General features: G+C 53.4%; 19 protein-coding genes and 1 pseudogene. 11 read left to right on the forward strand and 9 right to left on the reverse strand.

Annotated elements, in window-relative coordinates:
* The first annotated feature begins 99 nt into the window (after window positions 1-99).
* Complete coding sequence (locus AAH450_RS06820; RefSeq protein ID WP_342909499.1) at window positions 100-276, forward strand: hypothetical protein; 177 nt, start codon at window positions 100-102, stop codon at window positions 274-276.
* Window positions 261-1523, forward strand: a complete 1263-nt coding sequence (umuC, locus tag AAH450_RS06825) for a translesion error-prone DNA polymerase V subunit UmuC (protein WP_342909500.1) — start codon at window positions 261-263, stop codon at window positions 1521-1523. The genes AAH450_RS06820 and umuC overlap by 16 nt, the downstream gene beginning before the upstream one ends.
* A gap of 136 nt (window positions 1524-1659) precedes the next feature.
* Here the strand turns inward: umuC and AAH450_RS06830 are convergent, their stop codons facing one another.
* A complete protein-coding gene (locus AAH450_RS06830) occupies window positions 1660-2241 on the reverse strand; it encodes a TetR/AcrR family transcriptional regulator (protein WP_342909501.1) in 582 nt (193 codons plus the stop codon).
* A gap of 119 nt (window positions 2242-2360) precedes the next feature.
* Here AAH450_RS06830 and AAH450_RS06835 point away from each other — a divergent pair, with 119 nt between their 5' ends.
* Window positions 2361-3806, forward strand: coding sequence for an amidase (locus AAH450_RS06835; RefSeq protein ID WP_342909502.1), 1446 nt, complete (start codon window positions 2361-2363; stop codon window positions 3804-3806).
* Window positions 3807-3945: 139 nt separating this feature from the next.
* On the opposite strand, the gene AAH450_RS06840 is transcribed toward AAH450_RS06835, so the two are convergent.
* Both AAH450_RS06840 and AAH450_RS06845 read right to left on the reverse strand, forming a co-directional pair.
* Window positions 3946-5079, reverse strand: coding sequence for a glutathione-independent formaldehyde dehydrogenase (locus AAH450_RS06840; RefSeq protein WP_342909503.1), 1134 nt, complete (start codon window positions 5077-5079; stop codon window positions 3946-3948).
* Window positions 5080-5399: 320 nt separating this feature from the next.
* Window positions 5400-5837 (reverse strand): ester cyclase, encoded by a 438-nt coding sequence (locus AAH450_RS06845; RefSeq protein ID WP_342909504.1) that lies wholly within the window; start codon window positions 5835-5837, stop codon window positions 5400-5402.
* 93 nt (window positions 5838-5930) lie between these two features.
* On the opposite strand from AAH450_RS06845, the gene AAH450_RS06850 reads away from it, so the two are divergent.
* From AAH450_RS06850 to AAH450_RS06870, 5 genes and pseudogenes are all read left to right on the forward strand, one after another.
* Window positions 5931-6842 (forward strand): LysR family transcriptional regulator, encoded by a 912-nt coding sequence (locus AAH450_RS06850; RefSeq protein ID WP_342909505.1) that lies wholly within the window; start codon window positions 5931-5933, stop codon window positions 6840-6842.
* Window positions 6843-6893: 51 nt separating this feature from the next.
* On the forward strand, window positions 6894-7202 hold the full coding sequence (locus AAH450_RS06855) for an EthD family reductase (RefSeq protein ID WP_342909506.1): 309 nt from the start codon (window positions 6894-6896) through the stop codon (window positions 7200-7202).
* 51 nt (window positions 7203-7253) lie between these two features.
* Window positions 7254-7733, forward strand: coding sequence for a LysR substrate-binding domain-containing protein (locus AAH450_RS06860; RefSeq protein ID WP_342909507.1), 480 nt, complete (start codon window positions 7254-7256; stop codon window positions 7731-7733).
* 43 nt (window positions 7734-7776) lie between these two features.
* A pseudogene (locus AAH450_RS06865) lies at window positions 7777-7934 on the forward strand (phage integrase family protein); the annotation flags it as partial.
* A 336-nt stretch (window positions 7935-8270) separates the two neighbouring features.
* On the forward strand, window positions 8271-9227 hold the full coding sequence (locus AAH450_RS06870; RefSeq protein WP_342909508.1) for a lytic transglycosylase domain-containing protein: 957 nt from the start codon (window positions 8271-8273) through the stop codon (window positions 9225-9227).
* A gap of 14 nt (window positions 9228-9241) precedes the next feature.
* On the opposite strand, the gene AAH450_RS06875 is transcribed toward AAH450_RS06870, so the two are convergent.
* Window positions 9242-9553: a hypothetical protein gene (locus AAH450_RS06875; RefSeq protein ID WP_342909509.1), complete on the reverse strand. Its 312-nt coding sequence runs from the start codon at window positions 9551-9553 to the stop codon at window positions 9242-9244.
* 236 nt (window positions 9554-9789) lie between these two features.
* Window positions 9790-10767, reverse strand: a complete 978-nt coding sequence (hemB, locus tag AAH450_RS06880) for a porphobilinogen synthase (RefSeq protein ID WP_342909510.1) — start codon at window positions 10765-10767, stop codon at window positions 9790-9792.
* Between the two features lie 260 nt (window positions 10768-11027).
* Here hemB and AAH450_RS06885 point away from each other — a divergent pair, with 260 nt between their 5' ends.
* Together AAH450_RS06885 and AAH450_RS06890 are read left to right on the forward strand one after the other, a co-directional pair.
* Window positions 11028-11594, forward strand: coding sequence for an NADPH-dependent FMN reductase (locus AAH450_RS06885; RefSeq protein WP_342909511.1), 567 nt, complete (start codon window positions 11028-11030; stop codon window positions 11592-11594).
* 135 nt (window positions 11595-11729) lie between these two features.
* Window positions 11730-13079, forward strand: a complete 1350-nt coding sequence (locus tag AAH450_RS06890; RefSeq protein ID WP_342909512.1) for a cation:proton antiporter — start codon at window positions 11730-11732, stop codon at window positions 13077-13079.
* A gap of 15 nt (window positions 13080-13094) precedes the next feature.
* Here the strand turns inward: AAH450_RS06890 and AAH450_RS06895 are convergent, their stop codons facing one another.
* From AAH450_RS06895 to AAH450_RS06905, 3 genes are all read right to left on the reverse strand, one after another.
* Window positions 13095-14402, reverse strand: coding sequence for a flippase (locus AAH450_RS06895; protein ID WP_342909513.1), 1308 nt, complete (start codon window positions 14400-14402; stop codon window positions 13095-13097).
* Window positions 14403-14417: 15 nt separating this feature from the next.
* The gene (locus tag AAH450_RS06900; protein ID WP_342909514.1) at window positions 14418-15395 is read right to left on the reverse strand and encodes a glycosyltransferase family 2 protein; all 978 of its coding nucleotides are present in this window, start codon (window positions 15393-15395) and stop codon (window positions 14418-14420) included.
* 417 nt (window positions 15396-15812) lie between these two features.
* Entirely contained in the window at window positions 15813-16172 is a 360-nt protein-coding gene (locus AAH450_RS06905; RefSeq protein ID WP_342909515.1) for a hypothetical protein, read from the reverse strand.
* A 48-nt stretch (window positions 16173-16220) separates the two neighbouring features.
* Between AAH450_RS06905 and AAH450_RS06910 the strand changes: the two genes are divergently transcribed.
* A complete protein-coding gene (locus AAH450_RS06910; RefSeq protein WP_342909516.1) occupies window positions 16221-16394 on the forward strand; it encodes an EAL domain-containing protein in 174 nt (57 codons plus the stop codon).
* 231 nt (window positions 16395-16625) lie between these two features.
* Here AAH450_RS06910 and exaC read toward each other — a convergent pair whose 3' ends face one another.
* Window positions 16626-18146: an acetaldehyde dehydrogenase ExaC gene (gene exaC, locus AAH450_RS06915; RefSeq protein WP_342909517.1), complete on the reverse strand. Its 1521-nt coding sequence runs from the start codon at window positions 18144-18146 to the stop codon at window positions 16626-16628.
* Between the last annotated feature and the right edge of the window lie 23 nt (window positions 18147-18169).

The following is an 18169-nucleotide window of genomic DNA, read 5'->3' on the forward strand; positions in this document are numbered from 1 at the left end:
CAAAGGCTCTGCGTTTCTTACTGAATTTTTACCGCTCCGCTTGATTGCCTCCGGCGTTTCGCCATACTGTATATAAACACAGTAAAAAGGAGGATCGTTATGTCAGTTACACGCTCTGCTCAGCATTTATTTTCGCTTCCCCCCGCACCTTTTATGGCGCGCCTCTCCTGCCCGGATGGCTTCTCTGCCTTCCGCCAGCGTGAAGTAGATTTGCCCGGTGCGAAAGCCATGTTTTTCCCTCTCAAAGCAGGCAAAACACCATGTTTGCCCTTGTAGACGTTAACAGTTTTTACGCCTCCTGCGAGACGGTGTTTCGCCCGGATCTGCTGGGGCAACCGGTGGTGGTGCTCTCCAATAACGACGGCTGCGTGATTGCCCGCAACGGGGAAGCGAAAAAGCTCGATATCCCGATGGGCGCGCCTTTTTTTAAAATACGCGACCAGATCCAGCGCCATAACGTCACGGTATTTTCATCAAACTATACGCTCTATGCCGATATGTCCCAGCGGGTGATGAGTACGCTGGAGGCACTGGCGCCAGCCATTGAGATTTACTCCATTGATGAAGCCTTTCTGGACGTCTCCGGCATCAGCAACTGCCTGCCGCTGGAGACATTTGGCCATCAGGTGCGTCAGAAGATCTGGCAGGATACCCATCTGCGGGTCGGCGTGGGTATTGCCCAGACCAAAACCCTGGCCAAGCTGGCGAACTTTGCCGCCAAAAAGTGGACCAAAACCGGCCACGTGCTGGATCTCTCCTGCCCTCTCCGTCAGCGCAAGCTGATGGCGCTGCTGCCTGCGGCTGAGGTCTGGGGCATTGGACGGCGGCTGGCGGCAAAGCTGGAAAACCTGGGCATCCACTCCGCTCTTGAGCTGGCCGACACGCCGGTGGCGCTGATCCGCAAGCATTTTGGCGTGGTAGTGGAGCGCACGGTAAGAGAGCTGCGCGGCGAATCCTGTCTGGAGCTGGAATCCCTTCAGCCTGCCAAACAAAACATCCTCTGCTCGCGCTCTTTTGGCAGCCGTATTACCGACTATCAGGAGATGCATGAAGCCATCTGTAGCTACGCCGTCCGCGCGGCGGAAAAACTGCGTGGTCAGCAGCGCTACTGCCGGGAGATCAGCACCTTTATCCGCACCAGTCCGCACGATCCTGAGCACCCTTACTACACTAACGCCGCCAGCTATAAACTGCTGTCGCCGACTCAGGACACCCGCGACATCATCAGCGCGGCAATCCGCTGTCTGGACAAAATCTGGCGGCCAGGCCATCGCTATATGAAGGGGGGCATTATGCTTGGGGATTTTTTCACTCAGGGCGTGGCCCAGCTCAATCTGTTTGATGAGTTCCAGCCCAAACCCCACAGCGAAAAGCTGATGGCCGTCCTGGATAAATTAAACGAGAAAAGCGGCAACCGCGTCTGGTTCGCTGGTCAGGGGATCAAACAGGAGTGGTCAATGAAGCGCGAGATGCTGTCGCCCGCCTATACCACCAGCTTTAAAGATTTGCCGAAAGTGGGCTAAAGGACAAATAGTTCTTACCCGCTGATGCTGAGCAGATAAGGCAGATGCCAGCTCACTAACAGCAATCACGCGCATTTCAGCCAGCCGGCATCGATTATGGCTGCACCGGCTGGCTGCCTTTCGTTAAAGGGCAGCCTCAGCCTGCCGCCGCTTCCAGCTTCTGCTGAATCAAGTGCGTGGTAAAGGTAACCAGATCGGTAAAACCGCCGTTTTGTGCCACTACCTGCATGCCTTCAAGCAACAACGTAATCTCTTTTGCCAGATTTTCAGCCTCGGTAATGCCCGCCTGCTGGCAAAGGGTGCAGAGCCGCTGATATTGCCGCTGCTTATGCGCAACGATCAATGTGCGAACTTCCGGGAACTGATCGCCCGCTTCCGCCAGGGTGTTAGTGAAAGGACAGCCGCGTTGCAGGGTATCATCCAGGTTATCGGTGATAAAACGCACGAAGCCCATAATTTGCTGCTGCGGCTGGTGCGGAAACTGCCTGGCCAGCTCATCAAATATGGCACTGTAATCCTCCGTCAACAGCGTAATCCACTCCTTCACCAGAACCTCTTTTGAGGCGAAATGGCGGTAAAGCGTCATCTTGGTGGAACCCGCTTTCTCCGCAATGGCATCTACCGTGACGCGTACTATTCCTTCCTGAAAAAAGAGTGCTTCTGCGGCCTGTAACAGACGATCGCGCGGAGGCAAACGGGGCTGGCTGAGTCGGGGCATAATAATCCTCATTGCAATGATACTAATCGGTATCGTATGATACCACCCGGTATCGATATATACTACTTAGTATACATCATAATGCGTTCAAAGTGACGTGCTGAATAACCCGGAGCCGTATGAAAATTTCTGAATATACCGCCTGTGACGCTGTTGGCCTTGCAGAGCTTATCGCTAAAGGTGAAGTAAGTTGTGATGAGGTAAAAAGCGCCGCACTGAGCGCAATCGGTAATGTTAACCCGCAGCTCAACGCTGTTGTGGAGTGCTGGCCAGATGCGCCGGACAGCGCGCAGGGGGAATTTCGCGGCGTTCCGATGCTGGTCAAAGATTTGGGCATCACGGTTAAAGGGCGCAAAAACGAACTGGGCAGTCGGCTGGCCGCAGGCAACCTCTCCTCTCACGACTCAAATTTAATGATCCGTCTGAACCAGGCGGGTCTGGTGACCCTGGGCCGCACCGCTACGCCGGAGCTGGCAGCGAGTACAACAACCGAACCGCGTTTCGGTGGCGTCACGCGTAATCCGTGGAACACGGCGTTCAGCGCCGGTGGGTCAAGCGGTGGCTCTGCTGCTGCTGTAGCCTCCGGCATGGTTCCGGCGGCGCATGCCACGGATGGAGGAGGCTCCATCCGCGTTCCGGCTTCCGCTACCGGGCTTTTCGGCCTTAAACCCAGCCGTGGGCGCATCTCTATGGGGCCGGATGTGGATGAAGTCTGGTCAGGCCTTGCCGTGCACGGTTTCGTTACCCGTTCCGTGCGTGATAACGCCGCATTACTGGATGCAGTTCAGGGAAACGTTGCCGGCGATCCCTTCCATATTTCAGCCCCCCGCCAACGTTACTCTTCCTGCGTCACAGAAAGGCCGGGGCAGTTGAAAATTGGCGTACTGACGCACCCCCTGAATGGAAAACGCACTTCACCAGCGGTCGTGGCAAGCCTGGAGGAGACCGTGCGGCATCTTTTATCGCAGGGGCATCATGTTGAGGAGGTGGTGCCCGATACAGGGATGAGCTGGGATGCCTTTGTAGAGATGAACAGCTGCTTCTGGGCAGCCAATACCGCAGCCTGGATTGATGCGCTGGCCGCAGGCAGCGATCGACAAGTGAATGAAGAAACGCTTGAGCCTTCTAATCTGGCGTTATGGCAACTGGGCCATCAACTGACCGCAATGGATATTATGGGCGCAATGCACAGGCGCAATATCATCACCCAGAAGATGGCTGCGTTTTATGGAAAATACGATCTGCTGATGACCCCCACTCTTGCTGATTTACCTTCCCGGCTCGGCAGCTATAACCAGCGCCAGGCTTGCATGGACGGGCGTGAGTGGATGCATCATGTCTTTGATAGCTCGCCCTTTACGGCGCTGGCCAACGTCTGCGGCACGCCAGCTATGTCGGTGCCCACAGGTTTCTGTTTAACGCAAAACTTACCCATCGGCATACAGTTTTTTGCCGGTTTTGGCGGAGAATCTTTGCTGTTCAGATTAGCAGGAGAACTGGAGCAGGCCTTTGCGTGGCAGAAACGCAAACCCTCCGTCTGGGCAGGAGAAGAGATGACGCTTTAAGGGGGATAGTCCGTAAAGGCTGAATGAAAGATATTTGCCAGAATCGCGGTGAAACTCCCGGATTACAACCTTCAGTTTCACCGCGTGACAGATAAATAAGCCCGTTCCGCCAGCAACCAGCCGGAACGGGCATGACGGGCTAGGGTTTAAGAATAACTTTGGTCCAGCCCTCGTCGCGGTCATCAAAATGACGATAGCCTTCAGGCGCCTCTTCCAGGCTCAGACGGTGGGAAATAATCTGTCCTGGGTTCGCCTTGCCCTGATGGATAAGGCGTGAAAGCTGACGGTTATAAGCCTTAACATTTGCCTGGCCGGTGCGGATGGACTGCCCTTTAAACCAGAAGCTGCCGAAATCAAACGGCATTTTACCCTCTTTGGCCATTTCGGTGGCGGCCCCAGGGTCCTGAGGAATGAATACGCCGACGGCACCAATCCCGCCCGTTGCCTTTGTGGAGGCCACAAGGCTGTTCATGGTTGCGGAATTATCTTCATGCCCGTGCTTGTTACAACACTGATAGCCCACGCACTCACACCCGCAGTCGGTTCCGCGGCCATCGGTCAGATCCAGGATCTGCTGAACGGCCTCGTCGCCTACGCCATTAATCGCTGTCGCACCCAGCTTTTCAGCCAGCGCCAGACGATCCGGATGGGTATCCACCACAAACACCTGCGAAGCACCCTTGATGATCGCCGAGTGGGCGGCCATCAGCCCTACTGGCCCTGCGCCGTAAATCGCCACGCTTTCACCAGGCCGCAGTCCGGCCAGCTCTGTAGCGTGCCAGCCGGTAGGGAAGATATCAGAAAGCATGACATAGTCCTCTTCCTTCTCTACAGCATCCGGCGGCAGTACAAGACAGTTGAAGTCAGCAAAAGGCACGCGCAGTAACTCTGCCTGGCCCCCTTCCCACGGCCCCATCTCGGCGAAGCCGTAAGCTGCACCTGCGGTGCCGGGATTGGTGGTCAGGCAGTAGCCGGTAAGCCCCTTTTCGCAGTTTTCACAGAAACCACAGCCAATGTTGAAAGGCAGGCAAACATAGTCGCCCACCTTGACTCTCTCAACACCGTTACCGACTTCAATCACCTGCCCCATATTTTCATGGCCCAGGATCCGGCCCTGTTCAAAGCTGGTGCGCCCCTCATACATATGCAGATCCGAACCGCAGATGTTGGTGGTAGTGATGCGAACAAGAACGTCAGTTGGACGAACAATTTTGGCGTCGGGAACGTTTTTTACCACAACGTCACGAGGTCCGTTATAAATCAGTGCTTTCATTATTTCTCCTCAGCAGGATGATTGAAATTCAGGGGAGTGAAGGTTCTTTCCCTGCTTGCGTTCATCTTAAGTCTAGCCTGCTGATCCAAAGAGACGGGCGCACTGCGGTAAAAGAGGCCGTGGCGGGAGTCTGTGCGTGCGGATACTCCCCCCGGCTATATAAATAAAAGCGGAATATCAGGGCTGACATTCCGGAAGCGATCTCTCTGTAAGGCCAGTGCTGGCGGCGCATCCCTTCGCTGTCAGGGTAAAACAGAACAGAGAGAAGAGAGGCTGATGATAATCAGCGGCATTACCCGCAATAAAAAGAATTTTCTCTGTTACGAAACGTTAATGTCAGGGAATTGCCCCAGCTGTCGGAACAGACCAAACCACTCTTCAAGGTGCCAGGTAGAGGTGATCCGCCCTGCGGTAAGATGGTGAAACTCATGGATAGCAAAGCTGACCTGTTTGCCGGTGGCAGGGATCCCCATCAGGGAGCCAAGATGGGTGCCGGTAATTTCAGCGCGTACGGCAATGCTTCCCGGCGTCTGGATCAGATCATGGATCTGAATATGCACATCGGGAAAGGCTGCAATCAGGCCAAGGATAATGGGTTTTAATCCTGCTGGTCCTGGCCCCTGCCCTGGCGCCAGCGGAATATCCTGCCACTCCGGGGTAACGACTTCATCCAGCAAATCGGGGTTCTTTTCATTAAAGGCGCGGTAAAGCGTTTCAACAGCAATACGTTCTGCTGACAGCTGAGCGGAGGGGTTCATGGTGTTGCTCCTGATGAGTAAAAGATTGCCTGAGCATAAAGCGCGGCCTATCATCAATCCAACAAATAACCGATATAGATAATTATACGATTTATGGATTTCCACGGCATCGACCTGAATCTGCTGGTGGCATTTAATGCCCTGAGTGAAGAGCGCAACGTGACCCGCGCCGCCAGTCGCGTTGGCGTCAGCCAGCCGGCAATGAGTGCGGCACTGGGACGACTCAGAACGCTGTTTGGCGATCCTCTTTTTCAGCGTAGCGCTGAGGGGCTGCTCCCCACAGCCAGAGCCAGAGAGCTGGCGATACCGATAGCGGAGGTACTCAAACAGCTGGAAGCGGCGCTGATTGCCAGGCCCACTTTCGAGCCGGCCAGGGTCAGCCAGACCTTTCGGCTGGGTCTTTCTGACTATGCTGCTGTGGTGCTGCTGCCGCAACTGAGCCATGCCTTACAGGAACAGGCGCCCGGTGCAATGCTTAAGGTCGTGGCTTTCAGCCATCGTGACAGCGCGGTAGAGCTGTTGGATGCCGGTAAAATTGATGTGGCGATTGGCATTCCGCCCACGCAGCAGGATAGCCGGATCCTCTCCCGTCTGCTTTTCCAGGATGAGTTTGTCACCTTACTAAGGCGCGATCACCCCGCTGCCGGTCCGGTGCTGGATCTGCCCACTTTCCTGAAGCTGAAGCATGTACTGGTTTCCCCGGAGGGTGATGGCTACGGCGTGGTTGATGCCGCGCTGGCGCAGCAGGGATTAAGCCGTACCTGCGCGCTGACGCTGTCGCAAATGTTCACGGCGCCTGCCGTCGTGGCCGCCACGGAGATGAGCACCACGGTGATGAAACGTGTGGCGCGCAATGCCGCGATGGCCGATCGGTTACTCTTCTTTCCTCCTCCGCTGCCGCTGCCGGTTATTCCGTTCTATCTGATCTGGCACCGCCGTAATGAGGGTTCTGCCGCACAGCAGTGGCTCAGAGCGCTAATCGCATCGCTGGCATCCTCGCTATAATGGAGGGAATGGTGCAAAAAACGCATCCGGACAACGTAATGAGGTGAAGGTTTGATTAAATACAGCGTGCTCTATCCCGCAACTGAAAATGGCCATTTTGATCATGATTACTATCGTGACGTTCATTTACCGCTGATCAAAGCCAGAATGGGCGACTATCTGCTCTCATACAGCATTGATAAAATCCTCACCAGCCCGGATGGTTCTCCGGCTCCCTACGTTGCCGCCTGCTATCTGTTCTGCCGTTCCACGGAAGATCTGGAGAAAGGCATGGCTGGTCATATTGATGAGATCGTCGGAGACGTGGACAATTTTACCAACATTAAGTCGGTAAAATGGATTGCTGAAGTAGTGGTTTAATCCCCTTTTCAACCATAAAACCCAGGTTTTGCCTGATGCGGGTCACTTAAGGTGATCCGCATTGTTTTTAAAAGGATAGTCAGGGTTCCTCCACCCGTAGCGCTTGATTATCTGCCATTGTTTACCGATCGGTTGGTTCTGATTGCACCCGCAACGTCACCCTCATGGCCTGCTGCTGACTGGCTAAAAAAACGCCCTCTGTTGCGACTTCATGCGGGGCGAGGACGTGGATTAAATGCGCAAATCGACCGCTTTCTGCATAACAACGATCTTTTCATATCATCCACTCAGCTGACTGATGATATACAAACTATTATCGCGCTGGTGATCTCGGGCACAGGTGTTGCCCTTGTGCCGTACAGTGTTATGCATATTGCGCCGCCAGAGCTGCTTATTATTCCGTTAACGGGTAAGTCATTAAGCTGGAAGGTTGGCATCATCTGGAACGCCAGCAAAGAGGATGTGATCCGTGACAATTTTATTGCCAGTATCAGAAAGGGCATTACAGTCGAAAACGGGCAATCACTATAAGCAATGTCCTGACATGTTCACGAGCCACTGGCGCTGATAAAAGGAGATGATGATCGCCACGTTGAGAATTCCAGTCGAGCGACCTGACCAGACTAAAGGCCGGACGGAACAGGCCCGACTGTGGCTGACCGCACGGTACATCCCTGGGTGAATGAGGCGGTGAATACTGCCGCTGCTGAGGGCGTGACGTTTTCCGTGCCGAACCAGTCGGGATTGCTTATCTGTGAATCATCCGTAAATGCCATGACAATCATTTCCGCCTGATACTCTCTGGAACCCCTGTCCTGACAGCCAGTCTGTATGGACTCTGTAATTTTTCTATTTCACAGGCTCCGTTGAGTGAATAACCAGCTGCTGCCTTCATCTCTTTATTAAAAATAAATCGCTGATTTTTCTACCGTATTAACCCGTCATCGCCCGCTACTTATTTTCCTGTCTGCCTTTACCAGAGAGGAACCTTCCCGTTTCCTCAGCCACATAACTACGACCCGTTCCGGTTTACTACCCTTAACGCTGTACTATTTCTAAGGAAAAACTATGAGTTCAATCTCTTCAGGTGGAGTGTCGCAACTGCCCCCACCGCAATTTTCCGGTTTTGATTCAGAAACACTTTCAGGCAAGTCTCAGAACTCTGGATCAACCCAGGGAGGCGGCAGCATAAATTTTAGTGGCCCGGCGGGTACCAGCCTGGACGAGCTGACCAACAGCGATACTAAGAATGACAACGGCGAGCAGATGACGCAGTTGATGCAGATGACGCAGATGATCTTGTCGGTGTTGATCCAAATGATGCAGCAGATGATGAAAGGCCAGCAGAGCGGTGCCGATGGCAGCCAGGACAACGGCCAGCCTGCCAGCATGAATGATGCAGCAACAGCAACGCCAGCAGCGACACCAGCGGCGACGCCAGCAGCAACACCAGCAGCCTCGACCGACAGCCCTCCGGCGACCGGCACCCTAGCCGCTACAACCGGTACTGACACCGGCAGCACCGGCGTATCAACCGGCCAAAGCACCGGTCTGCATCTGCCAGAAAGCATGGTGACACTGGACGGTGCGCTGGCCAAAGCCTCGAAAGCCAGCGGCATTGACGCCGCAACCCTGGCTGCGCAGGTATATCAGGAGTCACGCGGCATTTCTGGTGCCAGCACCGTTAATGGCGGCAATGGCGGTACTGATGCCGGTCTGATGCAGGTGAACGAAAGTACATTCAAAGAGCTACAGCAGAAATACCCGAATGAGCTGGGTAATGCTGACCTGAGCAAGCCCGCGGATAACATCATGGCTGGCGCGATGTACATGAAGGATATGAAAGAGCAGTTTGGCGGCAATGAAGGCGCTGCATTGCGTGGCTATAACTCCGGCCCGCTGAACGTCAATACCCAGGATCTGAGCGATATTTCAAAGTACGGTACCGGCGACTCAACCTACGTTGATAAAGTGCAGAACTTCGCCAATATCATGAAAACTGGCGAGGGTTCTTTACCAGCGTAACGCGCTGCCGGACTTTATTTCAGCATCCAGATAGAAACGCTGAAAATGTCATGGTGTCCGCGATCCGCATTTTGCAGCTCAACACAGCGCCTGTTGGGCTGCTCTCTGTAAAGCATCCCGCAGGGATATGGGTTTGCCAGAACCTGTGATGACTGTTTTATGCTGGAGTTTGATTGCCTGGTTTTACTGGCCGGGGGTATCCGCGACACGCCGATTGCTGATTGCTGATTGCTGATTGCTGATTGCCGATTGCCGATTGCCGATTGCCGATTGCCGATTGCCGATTGCCGATTGCCGATTGCCGATTGCCGATTGCCGATCGTCACTATCAGGCACATTACAGTGGGTGGGAAGGCTCTTGAGGAAGGGTTTTAACTATAATTAATCATCTGAAGGGCAAAATGTTAAAGGCCGTGAGCGGTCACTCACGGCCTTATTTACGTTTCCGTCTTCTTCAGAAGAAGAGTGAACATGGCCCCTTTTTCACCTGCTGCCGGATCGTTCAGGCGATCCTTAAACTTCCGGCATCAGGCTCAGCGGCCAGTTTTTTTGAAACGCCCGACTACAGCAGTTTCTGCTCCGCAAGATCCAGGGCGAAATAGCTGAAGATCAGATCGGCACCGGCGCGTTTAATCGCGCCCAGACTCTCCAGAACCACCTCACGTTCGCTGATAGCACCAGCCTGTGCCGCGAATTTGATCATCGCATACTCACCGCTCACCTGATAAGCCGCCAGCGGCAGATTCGTGTTGTCACGCACGTCACGGATAATATCCAGATAGGCGCCAGCCGGTTTAACCATCAGCGCGTCAGCCCCTTCAGCCTGATCGATTAACGATTCGCGCAGCGCTTCGCGGCGGTTCATCGGGTTCATCTGGTAGGTTTTACGGTCACCCTTCAGTGAAGTGCCTGCGGCTTCGCGGAACGGGCCGTAGAAAGAGGAAGCGAATTTAGTCGAGTAGGACATGATCGCCGTGTCGGTGAATCCGGCCGCATCCAGCGCATGACGGATTGCCGCAACCTGACCATCCATTGCCGCAGAAGGGGCAATAAAGTCTGCGCCTGCATGAGCCGCCGCCACCGCCTGCTTGCCAAGGTTTATCAGCGTGGCGTCATTGTCCACGCCGTGGTCGTGCAGCACGCCACAGTGACCGTGGGTGGTATATTCACAGAAGCAGGTGTCAGACATAACGATCATCTCTGGTACCGTCTCTTTGCAGATGCGCGACATCCGCGAAACCAACCCATTTTCCTGCCAGGCATCGCTGCCGTCTGCATCGGTATGATGCGAGATGCCAAAGGTCATCACCGAGCGGATACCCGCTTTTGCAATGCGCTCAATCTCATAAGCCAGACGCTTTTCAGGAATACGCATCACCCCCGGCATCGCCTGGATAGCTTTGTAATCATCAAGACCTTCTTCAACAAAAATCGGCAGCGCCAGATCGTTGATGCTCAGGGAAGTTTCCTGAAAAAGCGTGCGAAGGGATGGGGTCTGACGCAGACGTCTTGGGCGTTGGCTGGGTGAGTAACTGGACAAAACAACCTCGGTTTAACGGAGAAACACCGGCTGGAACGGCTGCCAGTGAGGAAAATAAGTGCGTTAAGATTATACCTCCAGGCGCAGGCTGACAATCTTTGCGCCCTGTTCCGGCGGATTACGGCACAGAATGTTTATTCCCCTCCGGCAGGTATAAAGCCCGGGAGAGAAGTTGGACAGCGGCTGACTCTCGGGGTAATACTGGCGCTTGCGTTTACTGTTCATCCTCCACTCATTTTACGGATAATTAAGGGAAAGATATGTCTGAAGCCTCATCCTTAACGTTTGTCACGCTGCTTGGCAGCCTGCGCAAAGCCTCACTGAATGCGGCGGTCGCTGCCACGTTGCCACAACTCGCGCCAGCAGGCGTGACGATTTCGCCGCTTGGCTCGGTTGGCGAGCTGCCTCATTATGATGCTGATCTTCAGGCAGAAGGCTTTCCTGCCGCGGTCGTCGCCATGGGCAGAGCAATTGCCGCCGCCGATGGCGTGATCATCGTTACGCCGGAATATAACTACTCCATACCGGGCGCGTTGAAAAACGCCATCGACTGGCTTTCCCGCCTGCCGGAAAACCCTTTTGCCGGAAAGCCGGTTGCCATTCAAACCGCTTCGCCAGGCATGATTGGCGGCGCGCGTGCGCAGTATCACCTGCGTCAAACCCTGGTGTTTCTCAATGCCGATACGCTGAACAAACCAGAAATCATGATCGGTCAGGCTGCCTCACGGATTGATGCTGAAGCGGCTCTTCTGACCGATGAAGATACCCGACGCCACGTTGCAGCCCAGCTGGAAGCGCTGGCCGTACGCGCCCGCAAAAACCGCTAATCTTTGCCGCTGGCTGCTTTTGCTGACAGCCAGCGGCTCACTTTATAACTAAAACAGGCCGATTCACTCAGCTCCCTCCCGCGTCTCGCTATTAGCGTCCATACTGTAAGGTTGAATACTTACCGGGGAGCAACAATGGGATTTTTGGGTTGGACTGCCGTGACTGGCGGCTTGTTATTGATAATGTCACTGGCGTCGGGATGGATAACGCGCGGGCCTGTGACCTCCTTTGCTATCTATCTGGCTACGGGCATTGCCTGCGGGCCGTGGGTGCTGGATCTCCTGCACATCGACATCGCTGCGCATGCTGACCTCACCAGACATCTTACTGAAATTGCTATGGCCGCCTCGCTGTTTATCACCGGGCTGAAGCTGCGCATTCCATTCAGAAGTCAGGGTTGGCGATTAGGGTTAAGGCTGGCGTTTCCGGGGATGCTGCTGACCGTGGCGGGCGTTACCCTGGCCGCCCACTATATTGCCGGGCTTTCCTGGATGTTCTCACTGGCGTTTGGAGCCATTGTGGCACCAACGGATCCGGTGCTTGCCAGTCTGATTTCAGTCAACGATGCGCGTGATGATGACAACCTGCGCGTCTCGCTCTCCAGCGAGGCGGGCATGAACGACGGCACGGCGCTTCCGCTGCTGATGCTGGCCGTGATGCTGCTGACCACTCAGGGTGGCGTTTCCCCAGAGATGTTAGGCGAGTGGGCGCTGGTGGATGTGGTCTGGGCGATTATCGGCGGCCTGGGCATCGGCTTCCTGTTAGGACGATTTGTCGGTCAGTACATCACTCACCTGCGCCATACGCATCAGGATGTGGCGCCTAATGATTTTCTGGCGCTGGCGCTGATCGCGCTGAGCTATACCGCCGCACAGTCGCTGGATTCTTCCGGTTTTCTGGCAGCCTTTGCCGCCGGTGTAGGCCTGCGTCGTGCAGAAATGCGGGTTATTTATCGCCAGCCCGCAGACTGTTTTAACGACAGTGATAATCGTCCCCCCGCAGAGGTGCTGGTGAACCCCCATGTGCGTCATGAAGTGGGGGAAACCAATCCCGCCAACGCCGTCGGGCTGGTAGTGGGCGATGCCCTCTCCTTTGGTGACACGGTAGAGCGGTTATTTGCGGCGGGGATCATCATTGTGCTGGGGATCACCCTGGCGCAGCACTGGGACCCTCAGGGGCTGATAATGGCCGCCCTGCTGTTTGTGGTGATCCGTCCCGCTGCGGTCTGGATAGCCACCACAGGGATGAAAGCGCCACGGGGACAGCGGCTTATTATCGGCTGGTTAGGTATCAGGGGAATAGGCAGCATCAACTACATTGCCTGGGCCTACACCCACGGCGTGGAGGGGGATGAAATGACCAGAATGGCGAATATGGCCCTGACGCTGGTTGTCGCCAGCGTAGTGGTACATGGGATCTCCGTTACGCCCCTGCTGAACTGGCGGCAGAAAAAGCTCGCCGCCAGACAGGCTGATAAAAGCTAAAGCACGAGCGCCGCGTCAGCCTGCATTTTCGTTGCGCGGCGCCTCAAACCCCTTTGGGCTTTCGCGCAGCAGGTAGCTGTTAAGAATACCGTGCTTGATCATAATGCGCAGAATACCCAGGAAGACCAGGAACTCTGAAAACACCAGCGAACTGGCCGCACCGATAGCACCAAACTTCCACGCCATCAGACAGCAGACCGGGATGTTGATCAGGCCAACAATAAACATGACGTGCATTCGCTGCTTTGCCAGGCCGTGTGGAATAAGGATTTGCAGCCCTGCCGGATAGCTGACGTTACCGAAAATAAAGCCACATACCGCTACCCGCAACACGTTTGCCGACTCGTGGAAATCAGGGCCGAGCAGCAGCCGCACTATCAGATCTGCAAAGAAAAACGTAAACACCACGATAAACACGCTGATAGCGAAGGAGAAGGTAATACTCTTTCGCGTTGCATGGATCACCGCGTGCGGATCCTTATGGAACAGATAGCTCACCCGTGGGAAAAAGGCGTTGCCGATCTGTTCTGGTAGCGTGTTTGCCGCTTTTTTCAGGCGGTCAGCTCCGTTGTACAAACCCACCATATAGTTGCTGGTCATGCTGGCCAGGATCAACACGTTAATGTTATTGAACAGGTTGGCACCGGCAATCGCCAGGAAAACATGCAGGCTGTCTTTGATGCGCTGGAAGATCTCTTTCGGCTCGAAGCGGTAAAAACCGATAACGCGCATGGTGACCACAAAATAGAGCGTGATAACAGCGGTAATGGTTGCGGTCACGCCGGGGATCAGCGCGGCCAGCCAGGTATCTTCCGGCGTTTTCACCAGCAGAAAGGTCAGCGGAATGGAACAGAACTGCCCCACCGTAGAGATCAGCGCGGTTTTACCCAGCTTCTCAAACCCCTGCATCAGCCAGCCAAAAGAGAGCAGTTGTCCATAGAGCACCGTAGAGTTAGCCAGCACGATATAGAACAGATTATGCCAGTGCGGGTTAAACCAGGTTGCCAGCAGCAGAAGCGCCAGCGTGCAGGTTCCCATAATCAGCTTGGCATTAAAGGTGGACCAGAAGAGCTGGGTCACCTTCTGCTTGTCCTCGCGATGCATGGCAATATCTTTGGTGGTGTAGACGTTAAAGCCCCAGTCAGAGATGGTGCTGCAATACATGACGCAGGCCAGGCCTAAAGCCAGCACCCCCATGTGCTCCACGCCAAGCACGCGAGCCAGATAGGGTAAGGTAACCAGTGGAAAAATAAACGAAGCGCCACGCAGCCCTAACAGGGAAAAAATATTAATTACTAAACTTTTATCAAATACCTTAGCCATCAGCCATTAACCTTATCATGATGTCATACCGCGCAGAATCTGCCTGACTTTGATCAGATTAGAGTATAATTCTGGCCTTCTTAACAGTAGCCAGTTAGCCGTTGAGCCTGGTTTCAGACTTTTCCCGAAATAATGAATAGAGTGCATAATGTAATCGGGCACGCGTCGGTTATCCGCCAGGGCCAGGTTAATCATCAGCTTAAAGGAGTGGATCAGATAGAGCCGGCGCAATTCCGCCTGCGTTTTTTTATCTTCCACTAAGGAAATTAATTTTTCATAAGAGCAGATAAATGCATCATACCGCTGACGGAAAAAACTGTCGCTTTTTACGCTATTGGTTAATGAGCCGCTGCGAATACGTTGCTTATAGTAAAGGTTCTGGCTGACAAAGGCACTCCGCGCGCGCAGAAATGCTTCCAGCGTAAAACAGTGGTCCTCATGCAGGCGCTTAACATATTTTAAATTAAATGTATTAATAACATCTTTTTTCAGGACGTAATTCCATGTGGCTGAGGTATAGGCACCGGAGCGCAATAATGAACTGAAGACGGCCTGAGGATCCATTAAGCCGAATTCACGGTGCTCCACTTTGCCATAGGTGCGGCCAGAATCATCATCTTCAAACATAAGCGAATTAAAGCAAAACAGCTCAATTTCCGGATGGCGGTTAACGGTTTCGCTCAGCTCCCGGTACAGGCCGTCACAGACCACATCGTCCGGGTCACAGCAGAAAATAAAGTCCCCCTGCGCCATCTGAATGCCGACATCACGGGCGTTGCCCAATCCGCCGTTGGCAATAGTGACGATTTTTACGTTCTCTACTTCGCCATATTTTTGCTCAATCAGGGCCAGCGTATTATCCGTTGAACCATCATTAATAATAATGAGTTCATTGGGCGCAGGAATTTGGCAAAGTAATGAATCTACACATTCAATAATATAATTACTTACGTTATAGGCAGGGATAATCACAGACAATAATCTGGCTGACATGAGTTTTTTCTCTTACTGGAACAGAATGTTTTTAATTAACAACAAACAGGAGAGGAAATCAATGGCGTTTTTTTAAGAAGATACTTATTAAGAATAATGCCAGTCGATAATCATAATCGTGTTTCTTTGTTTCAAGCGTTACGCTTTAAACTCCAGTCAACCCGAAATAAATAAAATATTAATGAATACTCATTCGGGAAAGTGTTTATTTAAAATGAAACTTATCATACTCAAGTGAGCTTAATTTATTTTCTGAAAGACTTATTTATACAATAATTACACCTTCAACCAGGCATCAACAAAACACCATTCTAAGAAGAAGCTGAGCCGGAAAAGATGTCAGACGACTACGTCTTCTAAGAATAGTCTTAACCTGTTCTCCGCGATTGTTATTCGGCCGCATAAAAAAGGCATACTTTACAGCGCCTCTTGCTGTGCTGAACCCGCCTTCTTTCCTGATGCAGTAAAATTCTTCGCAAAATTCGTTACAGATTTTTCCTGCCATTGCACCGCTTCGCCAGACGATCCTGATGGGGATTTGCCGCTGTACCCCCCAGGAAAACAGGATAAATCTGATGGTAAAAACGCTTCTGATTTCTTTTCCGCACACAAAACAGTTTGATGGCGCGAATCATTTTTCCGGCTCTTTATCTGCAATACATCGCTGTTGCTGAAGGATTGTTTGTCATACTTTTCCGGCCCCGGCTGACTCAAAGATGAACTGAATGCGCTGAGCCACTTCTCTGTAGATAAAAACAGAATCGATCGGTCTTTCACCCAGTAGCTGGGCGTAACGGAGAACGCTATAGCATTATTAAGTTCCTGGTGAAGCTGGGTCAGGCGGTGGGACTCACTGTGACAGCAGAAGGGGTAGAAACCCAGATACAGATGGCCGCACTGCCTGAAGCGGGTTGCAATCAGCTACAGGGCTATCTGTTTTCTCAGGCCGTGGCGGAAGAGCATATCGTCGATTTGCTGGCGCAGCGCAAGGCTGGCTGAAGGAGGGAAGCCAAAAGGTGGGTGCTGGTATCAGGGTGATAATATGCTGAACCCATTAGTACAGGGTATTATCCGGCATGCCCGCCCGGAGCCGCTTGATCGCTAATACCGCAGAGCGTGAGCGGGATGCTCAGGCAGAAGAGGAGCAGGATTCAGTCACTGCTTATCAAGTGCAATTTAACGGGTGAACTAAAAGGGCCGCTGCGCGACCCTTTTTCATTACATTCACAATCAGAAAAAGCCCAGCGGCTCTATGCTGTAGCTCACCAGCAGGTTTTTAGTTTGCTGATAGTGATCGAGCATCATTTTATGCGTTTCGCGGCCAATACCCGATTTTTTGTAACCGCCAAACGCGGCGTGCGCCGGATAGAGATGATAACAGTTAGTCCAGACACGCCCGGCTTTAAGCGCCCTGCCCACGCGATAAGCGCGATTGATATCCCGCGTCCAGACGCCAGCCCCCAGGCCATAAATCGAATCATTAGCGATGGCGATCGCTTCTGCCTCATCCTTAAAGGTGGTGATACCTATTACCGGCCCGAAGATCTCTTCCTGAAACACGCGCATGCTGTTGTTACCTTTCAGCAGCGTAGGCTGAATGTAGTAACCGGTAGAGAGTTCACCTTCCAGCTTCTCAACACCGCCACCCGTCAGCACTTCTGCCCCTTCCTGGCGGGCAATTTCCAGATAAGAGAGGATTTTATCGAACTGCTGCTGTGAAGCCTGCGCGCCGACCATCGTCTCGGTATCCATCGGATCGCCCCGCTTGATAGTCTTCACCCTTTTTAATACCGCTTCCATAAAGGGTTCATAGATCGACTCCTGTACCAGCGCACGGGAAGGACAGGTACATACCTCGCCCTGGTTCAGAAAGCCCAGCACCACACCCTCTGCCGCTTTCTCAATGAATGAGGGTTCCGCCTGCATAATATCTTCAAAGAAAATATTGGGGGATTTACCGCCCAGCTCTACCGTAGAGGGGATCAGGTTTTTTGCCGCCAGCTCCAGGATATGGGTACCCGTTGCGGTTGATCCGGTAAAGGCAACTTTGGCAATGCGCGGGTTGCCCGCCAGCGCCTCACCCGCTTCACGACCGTAGCCGTGGATAACGTTTAGTACCCCTTTGGGCAGCAGATCGGCAATCAGTTCAACAAAGAGCGTAATGGAAAGCGGCGTCTGCTCGGCCGGTTTCAGAATAACGCAGTTACCGGCAGCCAGCGCCGGAGCCAGCTTCCAGGCTGCCATCAACAGCGGGAAGTTCCAGGGGATAATTTGCGCGACCACGCCCAGCGGTTCGTGGAAATGATAGGCTGCGGTAAATTCATCAATCTCCGCTGCCGTGCCCTCCTGCGCGCGCAGGCAGCCAGCAAAGTAACGGAAATGATCCACCGCCAGCGGCAGGTCAGCCGCCAGCGTTTCACGTACCGGCTTGCCGTTATCCCAGGTTTCGTTAACCGCAATAAACTCAAGATTCTCTTCCAGCCGGTCGGCAATTTTCAGCAGCGTTAACGAACGAACCTGAACAGAGGTTTTCCCCCAGGCTTCAGCTGCGGCATGGGCCGCATCCAGCGCATTTTCCACATCCTCTATACCGGAGCGAGGAAATTCGCCAATGACCGATCCGTTAACGGGCGAGGTGTCAGAAAAATAGGCCCCCTTCACCGGCGGAACAAACTCACCGTTAATGAAGTTGCCGTACTGTGCTTTCAGCGTAATTAAAGACTCTTTCGTACCCGGATAGGCATAGCGCATCGTGGTTCTCCTCTGGATAAGCG

This window comes from Erwinia magellanica (genome assembly GCF_039023495.1).
Classification (GTDB): domain Bacteria; phylum Pseudomonadota; class Gammaproteobacteria; order Enterobacterales; family Enterobacteriaceae; genus Erwinia.